20 protein-coding genes are annotated in these 23,413 nt (G+C 66.3%); 8 read left to right on the top strand and 12 right to left on the bottom strand.

Annotated features, from left to right (window positions below; translation table 11 throughout):
• Positions 1-19: 19 nt before the first annotated feature.
• On the bottom strand, positions 20-1,228 hold the full coding sequence (locus HCU76_RS18780) for a hypothetical protein (RefSeq protein ID WP_213955183.1): 1,209 nt from the start codon (positions 1,226-1,228) through the stop codon (positions 20-22).
• 595 nt (positions 1,229-1,823) lie between these two features.
• Positions 1,824-3,284 carry a cytochrome P450 gene (locus HCU76_RS18775; RefSeq protein WP_213955184.1) on the bottom strand — a complete coding sequence of 487 codons (1,461 nt, stop codon included), beginning with the start codon at positions 3,282-3,284 and terminating at the stop codon, positions 1,824-1,826.
• 136 nt (positions 3,285-3,420) lie between these two features.
• Here HCU76_RS18775 and HCU76_RS18770 point away from each other — a divergent pair, with 136 nt between their 5' ends.
• Entirely contained in the window at positions 3,421-4,680 is a 1,260-nt protein-coding gene (locus tag HCU76_RS18770) for a glutamate carboxypeptidase (RefSeq protein ID WP_213955185.1), read from the top strand.
• A gap of 33 nt (positions 4,681-4,713) precedes the next feature.
• On the opposite strand, the gene HCU76_RS18765 is transcribed toward HCU76_RS18770, so the two are convergent.
• From HCU76_RS18765 to HCU76_RS18735, 7 genes are all read right to left on the bottom strand, one after another.
• The gene (locus HCU76_RS18765) at positions 4,714-5,655 is read right to left on the bottom strand and encodes a 2-hydroxyacid dehydrogenase (RefSeq protein ID WP_213955186.1); all 942 of its coding nucleotides are present in this window, start codon (positions 5,653-5,655) and stop codon (positions 4,714-4,716) included.
• 23 nt (positions 5,656-5,678) lie between these two features.
• Positions 5,679-6,644, bottom strand: coding sequence for a tripartite tricarboxylate transporter substrate binding protein (locus HCU76_RS18760; protein ID WP_256354284.1), 966 nt, complete (start codon positions 6,642-6,644; stop codon positions 5,679-5,681).
• Between the two features lie 16 nt (positions 6,645-6,660).
• Complete coding sequence (locus HCU76_RS18755) at positions 6,661-7,389, bottom strand: ribonuclease activity regulator RraA (RefSeq protein ID WP_213955188.1); 729 nt, start codon at positions 7,387-7,389, stop codon at positions 6,661-6,663.
• Between the two features lie 178 nt (positions 7,390-7,567).
• The gene (locus tag HCU76_RS18750; RefSeq protein WP_256354283.1) at positions 7,568-8,656 is read right to left on the bottom strand and encodes a tripartite tricarboxylate transporter substrate binding protein; all 1,089 of its coding nucleotides are present in this window, start codon (positions 8,654-8,656) and stop codon (positions 7,568-7,570) included.
• On the bottom strand, positions 8,653-9,669 hold the full coding sequence (locus tag HCU76_RS18745) for a tripartite tricarboxylate transporter substrate binding protein (protein ID WP_213955190.1): 1,017 nt from the start codon (positions 9,667-9,669) through the stop codon (positions 8,653-8,655). The genes HCU76_RS18750 and HCU76_RS18745 overlap by 4 nt, the downstream gene beginning before the upstream one ends.
• Positions 9,670-9,698: 29 nt before the next feature.
• Complete coding sequence (gene araD, locus HCU76_RS18740) at positions 9,699-11,441, bottom strand: L-arabinonate dehydratase (protein WP_218510309.1); 1,743 nt, start codon at positions 11,439-11,441, stop codon at positions 9,699-9,701.
• Positions 11,442-11,768: 327 nt separating this feature from the next.
• A complete protein-coding gene (locus HCU76_RS18735; RefSeq protein WP_218510308.1) occupies positions 11,769-12,800 on the bottom strand; it encodes a LacI family DNA-binding transcriptional regulator in 1,032 nt (343 codons plus the stop codon).
• 98 nt (positions 12,801-12,898) lie between these two features.
• Here HCU76_RS18735 and HCU76_RS18730 point away from each other — a divergent pair, with 98 nt between their 5' ends.
• A complete protein-coding gene (locus tag HCU76_RS18730) occupies positions 12,899-13,333 on the top strand; it encodes a DUF1841 family protein (RefSeq protein ID WP_218510307.1) in 435 nt (144 codons plus the stop codon).
• A 28-nt stretch (positions 13,334-13,361) separates the two neighbouring features.
• The gene (locus tag HCU76_RS18725; RefSeq protein ID WP_218510306.1) at positions 13,362-14,129 is read left to right on the top strand and encodes a class I SAM-dependent methyltransferase; all 768 of its coding nucleotides are present in this window, start codon (positions 13,362-13,364) and stop codon (positions 14,127-14,129) included.
• Between the two features lie 235 nt (positions 14,130-14,364).
• On the opposite strand, the gene HCU76_RS18720 is transcribed toward HCU76_RS18725, so the two are convergent.
• Positions 14,365-15,684 carry an NAD(P)/FAD-dependent oxidoreductase gene (locus tag HCU76_RS18720; RefSeq protein ID WP_218510305.1) on the bottom strand — a complete coding sequence of 440 codons (1,320 nt, stop codon included), beginning with the start codon at positions 15,682-15,684 and terminating at the stop codon, positions 14,365-14,367.
• A 236-nt stretch (positions 15,685-15,920) separates the two neighbouring features.
• On the opposite strand from HCU76_RS18720, the gene HCU76_RS37095 reads away from it, so the two are divergent.
• Together HCU76_RS37095 and HCU76_RS18710 are read left to right on the top strand one after the other, a co-directional pair.
• On the top strand, positions 15,921-18,536 hold the full coding sequence (locus tag HCU76_RS37095) for an alpha/beta hydrolase fold domain-containing protein (protein WP_218510304.1): 2,616 nt from the start codon (positions 15,921-15,923) through the stop codon (positions 18,534-18,536).
• A gap of 160 nt (positions 18,537-18,696) precedes the next feature.
• Positions 18,697-19,092, top strand: coding sequence for a nuclear transport factor 2 family protein (locus tag HCU76_RS18710; RefSeq protein ID WP_218510303.1), 396 nt, complete (start codon positions 18,697-18,699; stop codon positions 19,090-19,092).
• A 42-nt stretch (positions 19,093-19,134) separates the two neighbouring features.
• On the opposite strand, the gene HCU76_RS18705 is transcribed toward HCU76_RS18710, so the two are convergent.
• Positions 19,135-20,151 (bottom strand): LysR substrate-binding domain-containing protein, encoded by a 1,017-nt coding sequence (locus tag HCU76_RS18705; protein WP_218510302.1) that lies wholly within the window; start codon positions 20,149-20,151, stop codon positions 19,135-19,137.
• 101 nt (positions 20,152-20,252) lie between these two features.
• Here HCU76_RS18705 and pcaH point away from each other — a divergent pair, with 101 nt between their 5' ends.
• Entirely contained in the window at positions 20,253-20,978 is a 726-nt protein-coding gene (pcaH, locus tag HCU76_RS18700; protein ID WP_218510301.1) for a protocatechuate 3,4-dioxygenase subunit beta, read from the top strand.
• 19 nt (positions 20,979-20,997) lie between these two features.
• Positions 20,998-21,603: a protocatechuate 3,4-dioxygenase subunit alpha gene (gene pcaG / locus HCU76_RS18695; protein ID WP_256354282.1), complete on the top strand. Its 606-nt coding sequence runs from the start codon at positions 20,998-21,000 to the stop codon at positions 21,601-21,603.
• A gap of 138 nt (positions 21,604-21,741) precedes the next feature.
• On the opposite strand, the gene HCU76_RS18690 is transcribed toward pcaG, so the two are convergent.
• Positions 21,742-22,419, bottom strand: coding sequence for a cytochrome c (locus tag HCU76_RS18690; protein ID WP_213955200.1), 678 nt, complete (start codon positions 22,417-22,419; stop codon positions 21,742-21,744).
• Positions 22,420-22,568: 149 nt separating this feature from the next.
• Here HCU76_RS18690 and HCU76_RS18685 point away from each other — a divergent pair, with 149 nt between their 5' ends.
• Positions 22,569-23,411, top strand: coding sequence for a MoxR family ATPase (locus HCU76_RS18685; RefSeq protein WP_218510300.1), 843 nt, complete (start codon positions 22,569-22,571; stop codon positions 23,409-23,411).
• The last annotated feature ends 2 nt before the right edge of the window (positions 23,412-23,413 follow it).

Raw genomic sequence — 23,413 nt, 5'->3', positions numbered from 1 at the left:
CCTTGGTTTTCGCAATTCTTCATGCGGCCAATTTCTTCATTGCTTCATCGAGATCGTTGGCGGCTACTGGCATCGCTACCGTGCGCAGATGTTCAGCCTTGGTCGCCACGGATGCCCAGCTCTTTTGAGCGGTTTTCAAGGTCGTCACGAAGTTGAACCAATCCTCGTCATTGCTCTGACTGCGGCCGGGGCCACTCAGCAGGTCGACGATGAAGCGTATGTCTTTGGCGATTGCACGCCAGCCCAGCCCGAGTGTTTCGATTTTTGGCAGAATATTTTCGATGCCCTTCGACGTCTTGGTGACCATTGATTTGCCGTTGTTGTAATAAGTCATGAAGCGTTCGGCGCGCCCGAGCTCCGTCGAGATCAATCCCGCCTCATTCAGTTTTGCATCGATCTTGGCGCGTGTCACAGCCAGATCGACCCCAACGCCGATGTTTACGCCCAGCAGAATGAACGGCCCGAAAAATGGAATTATTAGATAAAGTGGAGAGGTTCCAAGCGCGATCACTTCATCGCGCTCCTTCTTGCGCAGACCACTGATCTCGATTTGGAGATTTTCCACGTCTATCTTGAATTTCACGACGCGTGGGCTTTCCTTGCCGAACTCGCTTTCAAAGACTTCCTTTTTCGAGTCGAAGCCCGTCTTGCTGGCTTGCAGTTTCATCTTCAAGCCCAGAGGGCCGAGAATATCTTCACGCAGCTTTTCCGCCCGTGTCGCGCGCTTCTCTGCTTCCAGGATCAAATCTTCCAGGGCCAGCTTGAATCGCTTCTGGATCTGATCTGAATTGCCAGAGACTTGGCCGCCCTTCCATAACTTGATCAGGGCGTTGAACTTTTCCTGGAGCGCTTCGGGCGTATCGCCGACACCCGGCATGTCGAAGCGTCCCACCAGATCAGCCAGACGGGTATAGACAACGTCCGCTTTGGCCTGGTAATGAACGATATCGTCAGCGAGATTCAGTACCTCATCGGCGATCCGGAAGGTGAAATCATTGCTGAGAGCAACCAGGTCTTTGTAAAGTGCGACGGTATCGGCGAATGCAGGTGCGAACGCGTCCCCTGGCAACATCTGCAGGCCGCTGCGCATTTTCGCTTCGCTGTCGGGTGAATTCGTGATGGAACTTTTGAAAAAGCACGACAACACCACCCAATCCGTTGTCGAGATCAGCGAAATTCCGTCGTCTATTTCCGATTTCGAAGAAAACTTTTCATCAATCTTGGACATTTTTTATTCCGGGTTTTGATTCGTGGAGCAGCTCGCCACGAAAATTGCAGAGAAAAGCCTTGCCCGAACGGGCCAGTAGACGCAATCGCCGTTTCCGACGTCGAAGGAACGTGGAACAGGAGGCCCCGCGAATCATCCAGTTTCGCGGACCTCGGAGAGCAGGACCCGTCGCTTCATCCAACAAGATGGTTGGTGCGCCGAGATCCGCAAATTCGTCGTGGAGCGATGAAGGTGCCCCGACCTTTTCGGAAAGTTACCGGGCTCGCAGTTTCCGCACTCGCCAATTCTTGACTTTGGTGGTGACCCGGCTTTTCACGGTGAACGTTCTGTCGGTCATGAAGGGCCCAGGAAGTTCTGGTTGGTCTGGCGGCGTGCAGTATCCGCTCGGACCCTGTGCGACAGCTACCCACAAACTAGGTAGTTTCCCGAAATCGAGGTCGACCCAACACCAGGCTGTCCGGTCGGACGGCTTGATCTCCGCTGTCGAGGTGAGCCGTTCCGGCAGCACGCTGTCACGACCGCGTGCCGCCCTCCGCCGGACGACATTGCGGCCGCTGTGGCTTTGCCAGGCCCCGCGATCAGGGCAGCAAGAAATCTACGACGCGCATTCGCGCAGCCGCATGCGAAGCCCCACGGGCGTCATGGTGAAGGCGAGCAGCTCGCGCGCCGGCTGGCCGTCGGGGGTGTCGATTGCGGCGATGTCGAAGCGGCTCAGCAAGACGGCCATGGCCATCTTGATCTCGAGCAGCGCCAGGTAGCGCCCGGGGCAGATGCGCGGTCCGGCGCCGAAGGGCATCGATGTGCGCCGGGCACTGCTGGCCATCGCGCCCGGGCCGCCATCGGCCATCCACCGCTGGGGCTCGAAAGCGGCTGCGCGCGGCACGTGACCCTCGCTCACGCCGTCGCGCCGCATGAGATTGACCACCACCGTGCCGGCCGGCACTTGGATGTCACCGACGATCACGTCCTTCTTCGCCTGCAAGCCCAGGATGGGCGCCACCGGGCGCAGGCGCATCGTCTCGTGCGCGCAGGCCTCGACGAAATCGAGCTGGGCCATCTGCTCGAAGGTCGGCTGCGCCGTATCGCCGACCACGCGGCGCACTTCCGCGGTGGCGCGCGCCAGCGCATCGGGATGGCGCCACAGCAGGTCGATCATCCAGGCGATGGTGTTGGCGGTGGTGTCCTCGCCCGCCAGCAGCATCGTCATGACGTTGCCCGAGACCTGGGCGTCGGTGATGCCGCTGTCGGGCTCATCGGCGGCGGCGATCATGGCTTCGAGCAGGTTGCGCGGATGGGTGCGCAATGCGGGGTCGGCTTGCATCCTCACACGCGCCTGCGCGACGAAGCCGTCGACGGCTTCGTTGACCGCCACCACCCCGCGCGCAAGCTGGCGGTCCGCCTGGGTCGGGAACCAGCGCCAGGTCGGCAGCGGCGACAACATGCGCTTGAGCAACGCGGGGAAGATCTTGTCGAGATGCTGCTGGATCACGTCGCCATCGGTTTCGAGCGTGTTCACCTCGGCGCCGAAGGCCAGCCCGGCGATGGTGTCGACGGTGTAGCGCATGAGGTCGGCCTGCAGGTCGATCGCGCTGCCGTCGCGCGCGGCTTTTTGCCAGCGCCGCGCCAGCCGATCGGCCACGCCTTGCAGCGACGGAAAGTAGCCCTTGACATGCGCCGGGTCGAAGCCCGCCATGACCATGCGGCGCTGCCGCCGCCAGTCGTCGTCGTTGGCACCGAAGACACCGGGCTTCAGGCCCATTTCCTGGCCGACCTTCTCCAGCCGCGTGGTGCGCTTGAAGCCATCCGGCCGGTCCCGCAGCATCGCCGCCACGGCCTGGTGGTCGCCGACGATCAGGAGATAACTGCGGCCGACCTTCAGCTTGAAGAACGGGCCGAACTCCTTGCACCACTGCTCCAGTTGCTGATGCATGCGCGGCGGGTCGAGTTGCAGCAGGTTGCCCAGCAGCGGGATGCCGCGCGGGCCCGGCAGGTCGGCGATCTGGCGAGGCGCGGGCTGGGGTGGGGTGATGGGCTTGTCGAGGGTGGGCGAATCCATGGTCATGGTGCTATTGGGCCATTTTTGGGTGGCGGTCGCGAGACATGGTTTCCCCTCCTCCTGACAATGGATCGCCGGGACGCAGCCCGGTCGCGCTAACCTCGCGCGCCTGCCCAACAAATCATCCAGGAAAAACATGACCTGCCGAGTCCCAAAGCTACTCTCGTCCATCGCAATGGCCTGCGGCCTCGCCATTGCCGGGACGGCTGTTCAGGCGGCCCCCGACGCCAAATTGCTCGCCGCTGCCGAGAAGGCGCAGCCCGCCGTGATCGAGAACCTCAAGGAAATGGTGCTCGTCGAATCGGGCAGCCTCAACGCGGAAGGCCTCATGAAGATGGCCGACATCACCGACGGCCGCCTCAAGGCACTTGGCTTCACGACGAAACGCGTCAAGACCACTATCGGAACGCCGGCCGAGATCGTCGTCGGCGCCCTGAAGGGCACCGGCAAGCGCAAGTTCATGCTGCAGGCCCACATGGACACGGTGTATCCCGCCGGCATCCTCACCACGCAGGGCTACCGCGTCGACGGCAACCGCATCTACGGCCCCGGCATCGCCGACGACAAGGGCGGCATCGCGGTGATTCTGGCCTCCCTCAAGATACTGGTTGATGCGGGCTGGAAGGACTTCGACACGCTTACCGTGCTGTTCAACACCGACGAGGAAGTCGGCTCCAACGCCTCCGGCGAACTGATCGCCACCACGGCCGAGTCGCAGGACTATGTGCTGTCGTTCGAACCCACCGCGGCCAAGTCGGTGGCCAAGGGCGAGGCGCTGCTGCTCGGCGCCGCCGGCATCGCGCAGGCCACGATGGACGTCAAGGGCCGCGCCGCACATGCCGGCGCCGCGCCGGAACTCGGCCGCAACGCGCTGTATGAACTCTCCTACCAGTTGCTGCAGACCAAGGACTTGGCCAAGGACATTCCCGGCATCACGCTGAACTGGACCGTGGCCCGCGCCACCGGCCCGAGCAACCAGATCACCGAGAAGGCGCAGGCCATCGGCGACATCCGCATCACGCAGCCCGGCGCCGAGAAGAAGCTCGACGCCGCGCTGCAGGCCAAGATCGCCGCCGGCAAGCTGATCCCGGACACCGAGACCACCGTCCAGGTCGTGACCACCCGACCGGCTTTCCTGGCCGGCGACAAGGGCCTGGCGGTGGCGAAGAAGGCGCAGGACATCTACAAGGAAATCGACCGCGAACTCGCGCTTGCGCCGATGACCGGCGGTGGCACCGATGCGGGCTTCGCAGGGCGTTCAGGCAAGCCGGCCGTGGTCGAGAGCTTCGGCCTGGCCGGCTTCGGCTACCACGCGAGGGACGAGTTCATCGAGGTGGATTCGATCGTTCCGCGCCTGTATCTCTCGACGCGGCTGTTGACCGAACTGGCGAAGTAAGGACTCCAGCGCGAGCGAGCCGAGCCGAGCCGCTCAGGCCGCGGCGCTCACCATCGGCTGCCCCGCCAGCGCAGCCTCCAGGTTCTCCTCCATCCGTCGAGCCATCGCCTCGCGCGTCTCGTTCGTGTTGCTCGCCAAATGCGGCAGCAGCACCACGTTGTCGAGTTCGAAGAAGGCCGGCGGCACGTTGGGCTCGTCCTCGAACACATCGAGCCCGGCGCCAGCAATGCGCCTGTGCTGCAGGGCCTCGATCAATGCCTTCTCGTCGACCACGCTGCCGCGCGAGATGTTGACGAGGTACCCATCGGGCCCGAGCGCGTCGAGGATCTCGCGCGAGACCAGGCCGCGCGTCTCCGGCCCGCCGGCGCTGGCGATCACGAGGAAGTCGGCCCATTCGGCCAGGCTCCTGAGCGTCGGCTCGTAGCCATGTTCGGTGTCCGTCAACGGCCGCCGGTTGTGGTACCTCACCTCCATGTCGAAGCCCGATGCGCGCCGCGCAATCACGCGTCCGATGCGCCCCATGCCGAGGATGCCGAGCTTCTTGCCCGACACCTTCGTCGCGAGCGGGAACGGTCCCTTCTGCCATTCGCCACGCCGCACGAAGCGGTCGGATGCGCTGATGCGCCGCGCCACGTCCATCACCAGCACGAAGGCGGTGTCGGCCACGCAATCGTTCAGCACGTCGGGCGTGTAGCCGACCGGGATGCCGCGCTCACGAGCCGCGTCGAGGTCGAGGGTCTCGAGGCCGACGCCGAAGCTGGAGATCACCTGGAGATTCGGCATGGAAGCGATCAGCGCAGCATCGGCGCCGAAACGGGCCGAGGTGACGAGCGCGGTGAACTCGCCGCCGTGCGCAGCGAGGAAGGCCTTGGCGTCGGCCTCCTGCCACAAGGGGTGGAGGTCATAGCGCTCGGCCAGCCGTTTCTCGAGCGCCGGCAGCAGCCGGCCGTGTTGCAGCACGCGGGTCTTGGGCATGGTTGGTTTCTCGTCTTCAGTTTTCATTCGGGCTGGATGCCGGCGTCCTTCGCGACCTTGGCCCACTTGACCATCTCGCTCGCGATGAAGGTGGCGAACTGCTGCGGCGTGCCGCTGCCAGGCTCGATGCCGTTGTCGATCAGCGTCTTGCGCACGTCCGGCAAGGTCAGGATGCGATCGACTTCGGCGTTGAGCTTGTCGACCGTGGCCTTCGGCGTGCCGGCAGGCGCGAGCAAGCCGCCCCAGGTGCTGGTCTCGTAGCCGGGTACGCCGGCCTCCTGCATCGTCGGCACGTCAGGCAGCACGCTGGAACGCTTGGCCGTGGTCACTGCCAGCGCGCGCAGGCGGCCTGCCTTGATCTGCACGTTGGCCGCGGCCACGGTGTCGAACATCAGCGAGGTGCGCCCGCTGATCAGGTCGGGGTGCGCCAGCGTGCTGCCCTTGTACGGGATGTGCGTGATGTCCAGGCCCGTCATGCTCTTGAACAGCTCGCCCGAGAAATGCGGCGCGCCGCCGGTGCCGCTCGACGCGAAGCTGAGCTTGCCGGGATTGGCCTTGCCGTAGGCGATGAGTTCCTTCACCGTCTTCACCGGCAGCGTCGGCGACACGATCAGCACCAGCGGCACCACGTGCGTGAGCGCGACCGGCTCGAAGCTCTTGAGGGTGTCGTAAGGCAGCTTCTTCACCATGCTTGGATTGATCGAGTGGCTGCTCGCCACCAGCGCCAGCGTGTGGCCGTCAGGCGGGCTCTTGGCGACGAATTCGGTGCCGATGATGCCGGTGGCGCCGGCGCGGTTGTCGATGACGACCGGCTGGCCCCAAGCTTCCGTGAGCTTCTGGCCGATGAGGCGCGCCGCAAGGTCGATGGCGCCGCCGGGCGATGCGGGCACGACGATGGTGATCGACTTGCCGGGATAGCTCTGGGCCATGGCGGGCATGGCGCCGGCAAGGGCGAGCGCCGCTGCGGCGGCGAAGGTCCTGCGTTGCATGAGCGTCTTCATGTGTTCAGATGCCCTTGGCCTTCCGCCACACCTCGAAGGCCGCCTTGGTGTCCGCGTTCGGCGGATAGGTGCCGGCCAGCTTCGCACCCCCCTCGATGCGTTCGAGCACGAAGGCTTCCATCTTTTCCTGTTCGGTCGCGTCGCGCGCCACTTCTTCGGCCAGGTGCTGCGGGATCACGACCACGCCCTCGTCGTCGCCGACGATCACATCGCCCGGATACACCGCCACGCCGCCGCAGCCGATCGGCACGTTGAGGTCGATCGCATGGTGGTGGATCAGGTTCAGCGGCGCGCTGCCGCCTGCGCAGTACACGGGAAAGTCCATCTGCGAGATCGGCCCGCTGTCGCGCACCGGGCCATCGGACACCAGCCCCGCCGCACCGCGCACCTTGAGCCGCGTCGTGAGGATCTGGCCGCCCGAAGCCACGCGCTTCTCGCCGCGACAGTCGATCACCAGCACGTGGCCCTCGGGCACGCTCTCGATGCCCTTGCGCTGCGGATGGTTCGGGTCATCGAAGGCGCTGATCTGGTCGAGGTCTTCGCGCGCCGGGATGTTGCGCATCGTGAAGGCCGGGCCGACCAGGTTGCCGCCGCTGGGCCGGGTCAGGCGGCCGACGCCTTGCAGATAGACATTGCGAAAGCCGCGCTTGAAGAGTTGCGTGCACAGCGTGGCGACGCTGACGTGGCGCAGTTGCTCGCGGGCCGTGACGGACAAGGGGGGCGAAGAGGTCATGGTGTCTCGATGTAGTTCAGGGATTGGGAAAGTGCTGCGCGCCACCGGGACGCACGAAACAACAGCTGCAAGCAAAGCGAAGCACGTTCGGGAGCGCCCGCGGAACCGGCTTTGCCGGGCCGCCGGGTGCGCCCCCTCGAGGGGGAGGCGCCGCAGGCGCGTTCGGGGGTGGGCTTCACTAATCGGCCCTGGCGCCGCTCTTGCGCACGAGCTCGCTCCAGCGCGGGATCTCCTTCTGCATCAGCGCGGCGAGTTGCGCCGGGGAGCCGGCCACCACCTCCATGCCGAGCTGGTTGCTGAGCTTGTCCTTTACCTCGGGCGTCAGCAGGATCTTGTTGATCTCGGCCGAGAGGCGTTGCGCGATGGGCGCGGGCAGCCCCTTCGGCGCATAGACGGCCTGCCACGAGGCCATCTCGAAGCCCTTCACGCCGGCCTCCTGCATGGTCGGCAACTCAGGCGCCAGCGCCATGCGTTTGGCGGAGGTCACGGCCAGCAGCTTGAGCTTGCCGCCCTGCACCAGCGGCAGCGCGGCCGTGATCTGGTCGAACATGAACGTGACCTGCCCCGAGGACACATCGAGCATCGCCGGTGGCGTGCCCTTGTAGGGGATGTGAGTGAGCTTCACGCCGATCATGTCGCCCAGCATCTCGCCGGCCAGGTGGGTCGACGTGCCCGCGCCGGACGATGCGAAGGTGCGCCTGGACGGGTCCTTCTTCAGCAGCGCGATGAGCTCGGCCACCGAGTTCACGCCGAGGTTCGGATCGACGATCAGCACGTTCGGCAGGAAGGCCACGAGCGAGATCGGATCGAAGTCCTTCACCGGGTCGTAGGGCAGGCTCTTGTAGAGGCTGGCGTTGATGGCGTGCGTGCTGATGGTGCCGCCGAACAGCGTGTAGCCGTCCGGCTTGGCCTTGGCCACGAAGGCCGCGCCGACCGCGCCCGCGGCGCCCGGCCTGTTGTCGACGATGACCGGCTGGCCCAGCGCCTCGCCGAGCTTCTGCGCGATGACGCGGCCGATCACGTCGGTCGAGCCGCCGGGCGTGAAGGGCACGACGTAGGTGATGGGGCGCGAGGGCCACTTGTCCGCGGTTTGCGCGACCGAGAGGAGGGGCACGGGCAGGAAGAGCGCCACGACGGCAGACAGCGCGGCGCGGCGAATGCCCGACGCACCGGTGAAGCGCCTTGGACGTGCCACCGGTGTAGCCGCCGACGAGAAAGCTGGCGCAGCAACGCCACGTGCGGAGAGCTTGAAGCAGCGCATGCTCATTCCACCTTGACGCCACGCGCCGTGATCACTTGCCCGTAGCGCGCCTTGTCGCTCTCGATGGTCTTCTGCAACTCGGCCGGCGTGGTGCCGCGCGGCGTGGCGCCCTGCGCGATCAATGCCTTGCGCATGTCCTCGGTGCCGATGATTTCCTTCACGTCGGCGGCGATCTTGTCGATCAGCGCCGGCGGCGTGCCGGCAGGCGCCAGCAGCGCGACCCAGGAGCCTGACTCGGCGTTCGGCACGCCCTGCTCCGCCAGCGTCGGCACGTCGGGCATGGCCGGCGAGCGTTGCGGGCTTGTCACGGCCAGCGCGCGCAGCTTGCCGGTCTTCACGTAGCCCGAGGTCTCGAGGATGGAGGCGAACAGCATGTCGACGTGCCCGGCCATCAGGTCGGCCATGGCCGGCCCGCCACCCTTGTAGGGCACGTGAACGAGCTTGACGCCCGCGGCCTGCTGGAAGATTTCTGCGGTGAGGTGAGGCGAGCCTCCGCTGCCGGAACTGGCAAATGTGTACTTGTCCGGCGTGGCCTTGGCGAGCGCGATGAACTCCTTCGGGGTTTTCGCCGGGATCGATGGATTGATGACCCACGCGAAGGGCAGGTCCGCGAACAGCGACACGGGCGCGAAGGCCTTGTCGGGGTCGTACCGCATCTTGTAGAGCGACGGGTTGATCGACTGCGTGCCCACGTTGCCGATCAGGAAGGTGTAGCCGTCCGGCGTTGCCTTGGCCACCATGTCCATGCCGACGATGCCGCCCGCGCCGGTGCGGTTGTCCACCACCACCGACTGGCCCCACTTCTTGCCGAGCCGCACGGCCAGCAAGCGCGCCGCGATGTCGGTGCCGCCGCCGGGTGCGAAGGGTACGACGAAGGTGACCGGCCGCGAGGGCCAGCCTTCGGGCACCTGCGCGCCGGCGGCGACGGGCGCGAAGGGCAATGCGGCGAGTGCGATCCGCGCGGCGAATCGACCGAGCGCCAGGCTGGGTCGAGGGCGCGCCTTGTGAGTTGTCTCCATGCTGTTCTTTTCCTTGTGGACGGTTGGGTTCAGTGGATTTCCGGATCGCGCGTGCCGGCGGCCTCTGCGTAGTCCGGCGCGAGGAAGTCGAAGTCGCAGCCGGTGTCGGCCTGCTGCACATGCTTGAGGAACATGACGCCATAGCCGCGGCCGAACTTGGGAACGGGCTTCTGCCATTCGGCGCGGCGCTTCGCGAGTTCTTCGTCGCTGACGTTCATGTCGATGCGGCGCGCGTCCACGTCCAGCGTGACCAGGTCGCCGTCACGCACCAGCGCCAGCGGCCCGCCGACGTGCGATTCGGGCGTGACGTGCAGCACGCAGGCGCCATAGCTGGTGCCGCTCATGCGCGCGTCGCTGATGCGGACCATGTCGCGCACCCCTGCCTTGAGCAGCTTCTGCGGGATCGGCAACTGGCCCCATTCGGGCATGCCGGGCGCGCCCTGCGGGCCGGCGCTCTGGAGCACGATCACGCTGTCCTTGGTGACATCGAGTTCGGGGGAGTCGATGCGCGCCGCCAGGTCGTCGTAGTTCCTGAACACGATCGCGGGGCCGGTGTGGCGGCGCAAGTGCTGTTCCATTGCGGCGGGCTTGATGACCGCGCCATCGGGCGCCAGGTTGCCGCGCAGCACGGCGAGGCCGCCGCTCTCCAGCAGCGCTTCCTGGCGCGGTCGGATCACGTCGGCGTTGTAGACCTCGGCGCCGGCGATGTTCTCGCCGAGCGTCTTGCCGGTGCAGGTCATCTGGCTGCCGTCGATGAGGCTGCCCATCTCCTTCAGGAAGGCGCGCAGACCGCCTGCGTAGTAGAAGTCCTCCATCAGGTACTTGCCGCCCGGCCGCAGGTTGGCGATGACGGGCGTGCCGCGCGCGAGTTCATCGAAGCGGGCCAGGTCGAGCGGCACGCTGGCACGCCGCGCCATCGCGATCAGGTGGACGATGGCATTGGTCGAGCCGCCCAGGCCCAGCACGGCGGTCACGGCGTTGTCGAAGGAGGCGGGCGTGAGGAAGTCCAGCGGCTTCAGGTCTTCCCACACCATCTCGACGATGCGCCTGCCGGTGTGCGTGGCCATCATTGCGTGGCGCGAATCCGCGGCGGGAATGGATGACGCACCGGGCAGCGTGAGGCCCAGCACCTCCGCCGCGCTGGTCATCGTGCTCGCAGTGCCCATGGTCATGCAGGTGCCGGGCGAGCGGGCGATGCCGTCTTCCACGTCCTGCCAGTCCTGCTCGCTGATGTTGCCCGCGCGCAGTTCGGCCCAGTACTTCCAGGTGTCGGAGCCGGAGCCGAGGAAGGTACCTTTGTAGTCGCCGCGCAGCATCGGGCCGGCGGGCACGAAGATGGTCGGCAGGTTCATCGCCAGCGCGCCCATCACGAGGCCCGGCGTGGTCTTGTCGCAGCCGCCCATGAGCACGCAGCCGTCTGCCGGGTAGGAGCGCAGCAGTTCCTCCGCCTCCATCGCGAGCATGTTGCGGTAGAGCATGGTGGTCGGTTTCTGGAAGGCTTCGCCCAGGCTCATCGCCGGGATCTCGACAGGGAAGCCGCCGGCCTGCCAGACGCCGCGCTTGACCTCCTCCACCCGCTGCTTGAAATGCGTGTGGCAGGAGTTCATGTCGCTCCAGGTGTTGAGGATCGCGATGACGGGCTTGCCGAGGTAGTCGTCGCGGCTCAAGCCCATCTGCGCCGTGCGCGAGCGATGGCCGAAGCTGCGCAGGTCTTTTACGCCATACCAGCGGTGCGAGCGGAGGTCTTCGGGCTTCTTGCGTGGGGTGGTCATGATCTTGTCTCGAATTTGCGTCTTGAATGTTAGCGCTGTCATTCGATCATAAGCAGGTCCGCTGGTCGGCGTCAATCGGAAAATCAAGGGAATCCGGAAGCGGGCACGACGGTCCCCGATGGCACCGCCCTCGGCCCGTCTCAGACCATGGGCAAGCGGCGCGATGCTTGTTCGTGGACACCCGCGGAACCGGCCTTGCCGCTCCGCTCGGTGCACTCCTTCCAGCGGCTCAGGGCCGCGGCGACGAGGCTGCACGGGCCCGCAAGAGCAGCTGCCTGTGTGGCGGCCGGCCGGGTGCCGCAGGCACATGCGTGGGCCGGGCCTGTTTCAGGCGCTCAGGCGCTCGATCAGGGAGAAGCCCAGGTCGACGACCATTTGCTCTACCTCGCGGCCTTCTGCCCGCTCGACGATGAAGCGCGCCGCCTGCCGGCCGATACCCGTGCCGTCGATGCGCACCGTCGTGATGGCCGGATGCGCATGCTGCGCGAAGCCCAGGTCGCCGAAGCCGATCACGCCCATGTCGCCCGGCACCCGCATGCCGCGCGCCTGCGCCTCGGTGATCACGCCGTGCGCCAGCACGTCGGAGCTGCAGGCCACGGCATCGATGTCCGCGCCAGCCACCAGCAACGCGGACAAGGCCTCGCGGCCACTGCCCAGCGTGGTCGGCGCCGGCACTTCGCGCACCGGCGCCGCATTGCCGCCCAGTATCCGCCACGCCTGCTCGAAGCCGTGGCGGCGCAGGGCCGCACGCTGGTCGTCGCCAGTGACGATCACCGGCTTGCGATAGCCCTTGCGATGCAGGTATTGCGCCATGGCCGCCCCGGCCTTCTCGTGCGAGAAGCCGACCAGCATGTCGATCGGCGTCGGCGTCAGGTCCCAGGTCTCCACCACCGGAATGCCCGAGGCCAGCAGCCGTCGCCGGCCGTCGACGGAGCGCATGATCCCGGTCAGCACGATGCCGTCCGGACGGCGCCCGACGATGGCGTCGATCAGCGCGTCCTCCCGCGCGTTGTTGTAGCCGGCCTGGCCGAGCATGAGCTGGTAGCCCTTGTCGGCCAGCGCCTCGGTCAGCGCCTGGATGGTCTCCAGGAACACCGGCCCGGCAATGGTCGGCACCAGCGCCGCCACGAGGCGGCTGCGATTCGACGCGAGGCCGCCCGCCAGCAGGTTCGGCACGTAGCCCGTGCGCTCGACCGCGAGGCGCACCTTCTCACGCGTCTCCGGCGACACCAGGCCCGGCGTGTTCAGCGCGCGCGACACGGTGATGGCCGACACGCCCGCCAGCTTGGACACGTCGCTCAGGGTGATGCCGCCGCTGCCGCGTCGCGAGGCTCGTCCGGACAGGTTCCGCTGGGTCAAGAAGGAGGCTCCGATGTTTGCGCTAACGTCCGCGCCGGACGCCGCTGCGGATTATGGATGAAAGCGGTCGCCCTGCGCCCCGGTGATACGCTGGGCGCATGTTCAATCCTTCCCCCGAAGACGTTCGCCGCTTCTTCTGCGGCGTTTACGCCAAGAGCCGCCAGGGCCTGCCGCTGGAGGCCCTCGAAACCATCGCCGCCGGCTGGATCGACCAGCATCCCGAGTACCACGCCGACCTGGCCGACGCAGACGCCGCCGTCGCGCGGGTCTACGACGGCAAGGACGGCCGCGAGAACCCGTTCCTGCACCTGTCGATGCACCTGTCGATCAGCGAGCAATGCTCCATCGACCAGCCGCGCGGCATCCGCCAGGCGGTCGAGTTGCTTGCCGCGCGGCGCGACTCATTGCTCGAGGCGCACCATGAAGCGATGGAATGCCTGGGCCGCATGATGTGGGAGGCCCAGCGCGCGGGCCGGCCGCCCGACGGCGAGGCCTACATCGCCTGCGTCCAGCGGCGCGCCACCAAGGACTGACGCGCCGGGCGTTTGCCTATGATGGTGCATGAACGACACCACAAGAACCACAACCAGAGACGCCGTGCAGTCACCGCACACCCCCTTGCCCGAGTACTACCGCGACGAGGCTGATCACCAGCGCTACCTGCGCCGCATCTTCGACGAGACGGCGAGCGACTACGACCGCATCGAGCGCGTGCTGGCGCTGGGCACCGGCGCCCGCTATCGCCGGATGGCGCTGCAGCGCGCGGGGCTGCGTGCAGGCGACAAGGTGATCGATGTCGGCATCGGAACCGGCCTGGTGGCGCGGGAGGCGCTCGGGTTGATCGGCTCCTCGGGCAGCCTCGTCGGCGTCGACCCGAGCCCGGGCATGCTGGGCCAGGTCAGCCTGCCCGGCGTGCAACTCAAGGTCGGGCGGGCCGAGCAACTGCCCTGCGCCGACAACGAGGCCGACTTCCTCAGCATGGGCTATGCGCTGCGCCACGTGTCCGACGTCGGCCAGACCTTTGCCGAATTCCACCGGGTGCTGCGCCCGGGCGGACGCCTCGTCATCCTGGAGATCAGCCGTCCGGAGAGCGCCCTCGGCAACACCCTGCTCAAGGCCTACATGCGCACGCTGGTGCCGGTGATTGCCCGCGTCGTCGCGCGCCAGCGTGGCACCTCCGAACTGTGGCGCTATTACTGGGACACGATCGAAGCCTGCATCGCGCCGGCCCAGGTCGTGGCAGCGTTGCAGGCGGCCGGCTTCGAGACGGTGGCGCGGCACAAGGAAGTCGGGATCTTTTCCGAGTACACGGCGGTCAAGCCAGGTTGATCCAGGGCTGCTGAGGTCGCTGCTACGCCGGTCTGCGGAAGCCTTCATTTCACGTGCGGGGCGTGTGCCGAGGACACCGGGTATTCCCCTCCGCGAATGTCCCCCGCCGCCAGCCTTCGGCTGCCGGCTCCTCCTTTATTTCGCTGCGGGGAACACCCGATGCCCTCGGCACGGGATATGCCGCGTTGTGCCGGTCGGATCGACCGCCGGACGGCGGCGTGATCGCGGCACCGCCCTACTTCAGGATCGTCTCACCCCGCAATTGCCCCATGTCCCGGACATTGAACCGATGCCGCTTCCACCCCGCATAGGTGCGGCGCCAGTTCAGCAGCGAGACGAAGTAATACACCACCTTGAACATCCAAAGCGAGCGCCGGTAGTACCAGCCCTGGTGGATGTCGGCCGCCAGCAGCGACATCAGCCCCTGCTTCACGTTGAAGATGTTCTGCGGGTGCATGAACATGTCGCGGATCGTCGGGTTGGTCACGCGATAGATGAACCACGAATAGTCGCGCGGCCCCACGCGCAGGCGCGTCTCCATCTCCTGCCGCGCCGCCGGCAGTTCGGCTGGCCGGTCGAGTGCGGTCTGTACGAGCTTCGCGCCGTCGAAGGCGCTCTGCATCGCCAGGAACACGCCGGACGAGAACATCGGGTCGATGAAGGTGAAGGCATCGCCCAGCATGAGGTAGCGCTCGCCGGTGGCATGCGTGCTCGAATAGGCGAAGTTGCCGGTGGCATGGACCTTGTCGTCAACGAGCGTCGCGTCCTTCAGGCGGTCGTTGAGTTCGGGGCACATCGCGATGGTGTCGAAGAAGTAGTCCTTCAACGGCTTGTCGCGCGCCTTCAGGTAGTAGGCCCAGCACACCGCGCCGACGCTGGTCGTGCCGTCGGCCAGCGGAATGAACCAGAACCAGCCGTGCTCGAACCAGCAGATGCTGATGTTGCCCTCGCGCTTGCCCTCCAGCCGCCGGGCGTTGCGGAAGTGGCCGAACAGCGCGGTGCTGTTGTGCTTCGAATTCTTCTGCTTGCACTTGAACTTGTTGGCCAGGACCGTGTCGCGGCCGCTGGCATCGACGACGAAGCGGGCCCGCCAGGTGCGGCGCGCACCATCGTCGAGTTCCGCCTGCACGGTGGCGCCCGTGCTGTCGAAATCAATCTCGCGCACGCGCGCGCCTTCCATGGCCACCGCGCCCACTTTCGCGGCATTGCGAAACAGCAACTCGTCCAACTCGGACCGGCGCACCTGCCAGGCCGAGTCCTTCGACGGATCCCAGCCTTCGGAAAAATCGACATAGCTGCAGTAGTCGAGGTCCGGCGGCACGAACTCGATGCCGAACTTGGGCATGCCGATCTTCTCGACCTGCTCGCGCACGCCGAGCTTGTCGAACAATTCCACATTGCCGGGCAGCAGCGATTCACCGATGTGGAAGCGGGGGTGGTGTTCCTTCTCGAGCAGAACCACGCGGCGGCCTTCGCGCGCGAGAAGTGCGGCAATGGTCGATCCGGCCGGGCCTCCGCCGACGACGAGCACATCGCATTCCTGAACAGCATCCATAGCGGACTTCTCCTGGGATTGAGCAAATTATTTGTACTCATTGTGCCGTCGCAGGACTGGCGATTCCAGGCGGGTGCTTCCCTCGCAGGTCGCGATCCGCAAACCGAATCGCGCAAGAAAGCAAGTGCACAACGCACATGGCGCGTGGTGGCCGCAAGTTGTAAGCTGAAAAGTCGGGCCGTCCTCAGGAACACCCTGGTGAAGTCTGCCTGACACATCAACCTGGAGATACCGCCATGGTGGAGACAAGGAACGACGACACCGCGCCCCCGGCCGGCAATGCCAAGGTCGATGTCGACGTGGTGGTGGTGGGCGCCGGCTTCTCCGGCCTCTACATGCTGCACAAGTTGCGGCAACTGGGCTTCACCACCCGTGTGCTGGAGGCGGCCGGCGATGTGGGCGGCACCTGGTACTGGAACCGCTACCCCGGCGCACGCTGCGACATCCCGACCACCGACTACACCTTCGGCTTCGACCCCGAACTGGAAAAAGCCTGGACCTGGTCGGAGAAGTACGCCACCCAGCCGGAGATCCTGCGCTATGCCCAGTTCGTGGCCGAGCGCTACGACCTGCGGCGCGACATCGACTTCCACACCCGCGTGGTCGCGGCCCGCTGGGACGAGGCGGCCGGCCGCTGGCATCTGCGCACCGACACGGGCCAGGACATCAGCTGCCAGTTCTACGTGATGGCCAGTGGCTGCCTGTCGCTGCCGAAGACGCCCGACATCCCCGGCGCCGATCGCTTCAAGGGCGAGGTCTACTTCACCGGCCGCTGGCCGCACGAGGGCGTGGACTTCACCGGCAAGCGGGTCGCGGTGATCGGCACGGGCTCGTCCGGCATCCAGTCGATCCCGCACATCGCCCGCCAAGCCAGCCAGTTGACGGTGTTCCAGCGCACGCCCAACTTCTCGATTCCGGCCGGCAACGGCCCGGTGCGGCCCGAACGCCTCGCACCGCTGCAAGCCGACCGCGACGCCTATCGCCGCGAGGCGAAATGGTCGCGAGCCGGCGTGCCGAACGAGCGGACCCAGATCTACGGCCGCTACAGCCCGCCGGAGGTGCACCGCCAGCGCTTCGAGGCCGCCTGGCAATCGGGCGAGCTGATTCCGATCCTGAGCGTGTTCGCCGACCAGATCCTGTTTCGCGATGCCAATGCCATCGTGGCCGGCCTGGTGCACGAGAAGATCCGGGGCGTCGTGCAAGACCCCGAGATCGCCGACCTGCTCTGCCCCACGGACCATCCGTTCGGCACCAAGCGCCCCTGCCTGGACGCCGGCTACTACGCCACCTTCAACCTGCCCCATGTGCGGCTGGTCGACCTGCGAAGCCAGCCGATCCAGAGCATCACCGAAGCCGGCATCGACCTCGCCGACGAGACGATGGCCTTCGATGCGATCGTCTATGCCACGGGTTTCGACGCCATGACGGGCGCCATCGTCTCCGTCGACATCACCGGCCGCGACGGCGTCACGCTGAAGCGCAAGTGGGCGAACGGCCCGCGCACCTACCTCGGGCTGATGACCGCGGGCTTTCCCAACCTGTTCACCATCACCGGGCCGGGCAGCCCGTCGGTGCTGTCGAACATGATGGTCTCGATCGAGCAGCATGTGGACTGGATCGCCGACTGCCTGGCCCGCCTGCGCGCCGACGGCCTGGGCACCATCGAGCCGACCGAGGCCGCCGAGGCCGGCTGGGTGCAGCACGTCGACGATTGCGCCAACATCACGCTCTACCCGACCGCCGATTCCTGGTACATGGGCGCCAACGTGCCCGGCAAGCCGCGCGGCTTTCTGCCCTATGTCGGCGGGGTCGACGCCTACCGCGGCGCCTGCGACGAGGTGGTGGCGCGCGACTGGCTGGGCTTCCGGCGCACCGGCGCGCAAGTCACGCGCTGCACGGACGGCGTGGTCCGGCGCCTGCAGCCCGACGTGGGGATGGTGCTGCAGATGATGGCAACCCTGAACCTGCCCACCTTCGATTCGCTGCCCGTCGAGCAGGCGCGTGGATTGCTGGCGCAGTTGTCGGCGGCGCGTCCGCCCGGCCCGACGATCGGCGAAACCGTCGACGGCGCCTTGCCCGGGGCGGCCGGCCCGTTGGCGTACCGCCTGTACCGGCCGGAAAGCCCCGGCCCGCATCCCGTGGTCGTCTACTTCCATGGTGGCGGCTGGGTGCTGGGCAGCCACGATTCCGACGATCCACTGTGCCGCGACCTCTGCCAACGCTCCGACGCGCTGATCATGTCGGTGAACTACCGGCACGCACCGGAGGCGCGGTTCCCCGCCGCGGCCGACGACGGCCTCGCAGCCGTGCGCTGGGTTGCGGACCACGCAGCCGAGCTGGGCGGCATTCCGGGCGAACTGGCGGTGGCCGGCTGGAGCGCCGGCGCCAACGTCGCGGCGGTGACTTGCCAGCAGGTGCGCGACCACGGCGGGCCGGCGATCTCGGGCCAACTGCTGCTGACGCCGGTGACCGACTGCGACATGCGCACCCCGTCCTATGTCGAGAACGCCGAGGGTTACGTGCTGACCGCGCCGTTGATGAAGTGGTTCTGGGACCACTACGCCGACCCCGCCGATCGCACGCATCCCAAGGCGTCGCCGCTGCGCGCTGCCGACCTGTCGAACCTGCCGCCCGCGTTCGTGGTCACCTGCGAGTTCGATCCGCTGCGCGACGAAGGCATCGCCTACGCCAAGGCGCTGGCCGCCGCGGGAACGCCCGCACGCTGGATCACCGCACGCGGCCACACCCACACCTCACTGACGATGATCGACGTGGTGGTCTCGGGCGAGCGCGTGCGCAGCGAGATGGCCGAGGCGCTGCGCGGCTTCTTCAAGGTGGCGGAGCCGGCCTGACAAGACCGCGGCACGCGGGCCGGACGATCAGCCCGCGCGTCCCTCCATGTCGCCCTGCGTCGGCCGTGTAGGCGCGGTTCTACCGGGCGAAAGCACCCCGTCTGATCGCCTGCGGCACACGCGTTGGAATCATGTGGCATTTGCGAATGGAGAATTTGCAATGCCGACGCTCGACAAAACCCTCATCGACCTTGAGACCAGGTTCTGGCAGTCGATGGTCGACCAGGACACCGACGCCGCCCTCTCGCTGCTCGACAAACGCGCGCTCATGGTCAGTCCGCAAGGAACGCTCCAGTTCGACCACGCGGGCTATCGAAAGATGGCGGAGGAAGGCGCCATGGTGCTGACCTCCTTCGAACTCAGCGACGTCGATGTCTTCCTTCCGAACGATGCAACCGCCATCCTGACCTACCGAGTGAAGCAGGGCGTCTGCAAGCGCGGCAAGCCCGAAAGCAGCACCACGACGGACATGATCGACACATCGACCTGGGTGAAGACCGGCAACGGCTGGCGCTGCGTGGCGCACACGGAGATTCCCGCGGCAGCGAGGCAATGATCGTCGCAGGCCTCGGGCCCACCGGCCCGGTGATGCGGGGCATCAGCGCGCGGCTGTCTTGCGCGAAGCACCTCTCTTCGTCGTCGCACCCGCAGGCCGGCTCTTCGGCTGGCCCTGGCGCGCAGCCTCGCGCAACAGGCCCAGCATCGCGACACACGCCGCCGAACTCTGCGCATCGCTGCGCATCAGCAACCCGACCGGCTCCTCCGTGCCAGGCGTATCGATGCGAAGCCGGATCAGCGTGCCGGCCAGGAAATCGTCTCGCGCCGCGCCCAGCGGCGTGACCCACACGGCATCGGAGGCCGCCACCAGCGCGCGTGCCACCATCAGGTCGAGCGTCTGCAGTGCGTCGGGCGGCAAGGCCAGCCCGCGCGAGGAAAAGAAACTCTCCGTGTTGTGCCGCGGGATCGTGCCCTCCGCGTAGACCACCAACGGAAAGCCGAGCACCGCCTGCACCGAACTCCCGCGCCGTGCCAGCGGATGACCCTTGCGCACCGCGAACACCAGCGGCTCGGTGTAGAGCAGTTCGAAACTCAGGCCCGTCATCAGGCGCGGATCGCTGAGGCGGCCCACCACCAGGTCGAGTTCGCCCGCGCGCAGTTCATCAAGCAGCACCGCATTGGTCGCGCTCTTGACCCTCACCTGCAACGCCGGCCAATGCGCGCGCAGCCTGGCCAGCGCCTGCGGCAGCAGCGCGGGCGCGACGCTTGGCAAGGCGCCGATGCGCAGGCGCTCCAGCCGCACGCCCGCCGCCGGCGCGATGGCCTGTGCGCCGGCATCGACCGCCTCCAGCACGCGCAGCGCATGCCCCAGCAGTTGCTCGCCGGTGGGTGTCAGGCCTTGCACGCCGCGCCGCCCCGCACTGCTGCGCTCGACCAGGCGCGTGCCGACCAGCGCCTCGAGCTCCGTCAGGGTCTTGGAGATGGCAGGCTGGCTCACGGCCAGGCGTTCCGCCGCCCGCGCCAGGTGCCGCTCCTGCGCGATCGCGACAAAGCAGCGCAGGTGCCGCAACTGCACGTTGCGCGAAAAGGCAAGAGCCGGCGCGGCGCTCTTTTTCATAACCAATGCTTATTGAAAATCATCGATTGTTCAATTTACATCAACTAAGAGGCCTTCTAAAGTGCGGGCTCCCACAAGACATTTCCCTCAGGAGACACGACATGCTGGACCGCACCAAGACGCCCGCCGCGACCCTCGCGCCACGCGATTTCGAAAGCCATCCCTCCTACATCTACCCCGGCTACAAGTCGACCGTGAAGCGCGGCCCGACGCAGCCGCTGATCCCGCTCAAGGCCTCGATCGGCGAATTGCAGCAGCCGGTCTACGGCCACAGCAGCATCGGCGAATTCGACAACGACCTCACCCGCAACGCCCGCCGCAACGGCGAGCCGCTCGGCGAACGCATGATCCTCACGGGCCAGGTGATGGACGAGCGCAAGCGCCCGATCCGCAACACGCTGGTCGAGATCTGGCAGGCCAACGCCGCCGGCCGCTACGTGCACAAGGTCGACCAGCACGACGCACCGCTGGACCCCAACTTCCTCGGTGCCGGCCGCTGCATGACCGACGACGAAGGCCGCTACCGCTTCCTCTCGATCAAGCCCGGTGCCTACCCCTGGGGCAACCACCCGAACGCCTGGCGCCCACAGCACATCCACGTGTCGCTGTTCGGCGAGCACTTCGCCAGCCGCCTGGTCACGCAGATGTACTTCCCCGGCGACCCGCTGATGCAATACGACCCGATGGTCACCGGCACGCCGGCGAAGTACCGCAACCGCCTGGTAGCCGACTTCAGCCTCGACATCACCGAGCCCGACTACGCCCTCGGCTACGTCTTCGACATCGTGCTGCGCGGCGCCGACGAGACGCCGTTCGAAAACCGTTGATCAAAAGGAGACACGATTCATGATGAGCGCACTCGAAACCAACTTCGGCCAGACCCCTTCGCAGACGGTCGGCCCGTACTTCGCCTACGGCCTCACCGCCACCCAATACGGCTACGACTTCAATCAGCCCTTCGACGCCACCGTGGCGCTCGACAACGCCACCGGCGAACGCATCCGCCTCGAAGGCCGCGTGATCGACGGCGACGGCATCCCGATCTTCGACGCACTGGTCGAGATCAGCCAGCCCGATGGCGAAGGCCGCTATCCGCAGACCGTGGACGAAGCCAGCGAAATCGGCTTCCGCGCCTTCGGCCGCTGCGGCACCGGCACCGACGCACACAAGCGCTTCGTGTTCCACACCGTCAAGCCGGGCGCCGAGGCGCCGGGCGAAGCGCCTCACGTCAACGCCATCATCACGATGCGCGGCATGCTGCTGCACGCCTTCACGCGCATCTACTTCAGCGACGAGGCCGAAGCCAATGCGAAGGATGCCGTCCTGCAAAGCGTGCCCGCGCAGCGCCGCGAAACGCTCGTCGCGCAACGCCACGAGCAAGGCGGCGCGGTGGTGTATCGCTTCGACATCCACATGCAGGGCGCGAAGGAAACGGTGTTCTTCGACGTCTGACGAGAAGGTGTGGATCTTTCTACCGCGGCCACCGCTCTCGCTACGAAATCTCCACACCTTCTGACGCGGCGGCAATCCGCACAGCAAAAAGCCCGCAAACGCGGGCTTTTTGTTGGGTGAGGCAAAGGCCTCGTCGGCTTACTTCGCCTTGTGGATCATCGACTCCGGCACCGTCTTGAGTTCACCCGGCACCGCACTGATGTAGCTCGCCAGTTCCTTCAATTCGGCGTTCGTGAAGTTCTTCGCCTGGCCACCCATGATGGGGTTGGAGCGCCCGACCATGGGTTGATGCGCCTTGTACGATTTGAGCGCCACGAGCAGGTAGTCGGCATGCTGGCCGGCCAGCTTGGGCACGGTGCCGTCGTTGGGCGTGTTGAAGTTGGCGCCGTGGCACTTGGTGCAGTTGTTGTCCTTGTCGCGCGAGATCAGGGCCTGGACCGTGTCATTGGGCTGCGCGGCGGCCGGAGGAGCCGCATCGCCCTGCGCCATGCCGAGCGTCGAGTAGTACGCAGCCAGGTCGGCCATGTCCTGGTCAGTCAGCGTGTCCGCGATGGCGCGCATCGTCGGATGCTTGCGGTCGCCGGCCTTGTAGGCATTGAGCGCCGACACGATGTAGGTGGCGCTCTGCCCCGCGATCTTGGGCACCTTGTAGATCTCGGGGAAGCTGGCCTGGTAGCCGATGATGCCGTGGCAACCCACGCACATGGCTGTCTTCTTGCCGCCGTTTTCGGCATTGCCCGTCACCTTCTGGGCATTGGCCGAGACCGTCACGCAAGCGACAGCGAGGGCAAACATCGTGGTCAACAACTTGTTCATTTTGCGCGCACAATCTCGTGGAGAAATCAGATTTCAGATCAACATTTGATTATATGCAGGGCGCATTGCTGCCCCGGGCGCAAGGCAGTGAATGCAGCGCATCGCAGATCGAATGTGTTCCCTTTTCACCCACAGCTTCACCTGATCCAATGAAATTCAAGGGCTCTGACAACTACGTCGCCACGCAAGACCTGATGCTTGCGGTCAACGCCTCCATCACGCTCAAGCGCCCGTTGCTGGTCAAGGGCGAACCCGGCACCGGCAAGACCATGCTCGCCGAGGAAGTGGCCGCCGCGCTCGACCTGCCGCTCTTGCAATGGCACATCAAGTCGACCACCAAGGCCCAGCAAGGCCTCTACGAATACGACGCGGTGAGCCGCCTGCGCGACTCGCAGCTCGGCGACGAGCGCGTCAAGGACATCCACAACTACATCGTCAAGGGTGTGCTGTGGCAAGCCTTCACGGCCGATGCACCGGTCGCGCTGCTGATCGACGAGATCGACAAGGCCGACATCGAATTCCCCAACGACCTCTTGCGCGAACTCGACCGCATGGAGTTCTACTGCTACGAGACGCATGAACTCGTGCGCGCCAAGCACCGCCCGGTGGTGTTCATCACGTCCAACAACGAGAAGGAACTGCCCGACGCCTTCCTGCGCCGCTGCTTCTTCCACTACATCAAGTTCCCCGACGCGACGACGATGAAGCAGATCATCGACGTGCACTTCCCCAACCTGAAGCAGGAACTGCTGACGGCCGCGATGAAGACCTTCTACGACGTGCGCAACCTGCCCGGCCTGAAGAAGAAGCCCTCGACCTCCGAACTGCTCGACTGGCTCAAGCTGCTGGTGGCGGAGGACATCCCGGTCGAGGCACTGCAGAGCAAGGACGACAAGGTCGCGGTGCCGCCGCTGGTGGGCGCGCTTCTGAAGAACGAGCAGGACGTGACCTTGTTCGAGAAGCTCGTCTTCATGCAACGCAACAACCGCTGAAC

Source organism: Variovorax sp. dw_308 (genome assembly GCF_019207085.1).
GTDB lineage: Bacteria > Pseudomonadota > Gammaproteobacteria > Burkholderiales > Burkholderiaceae_C > Variovorax.
This window is presented reverse-complemented; position numbering and strand designations above follow the sequence as displayed.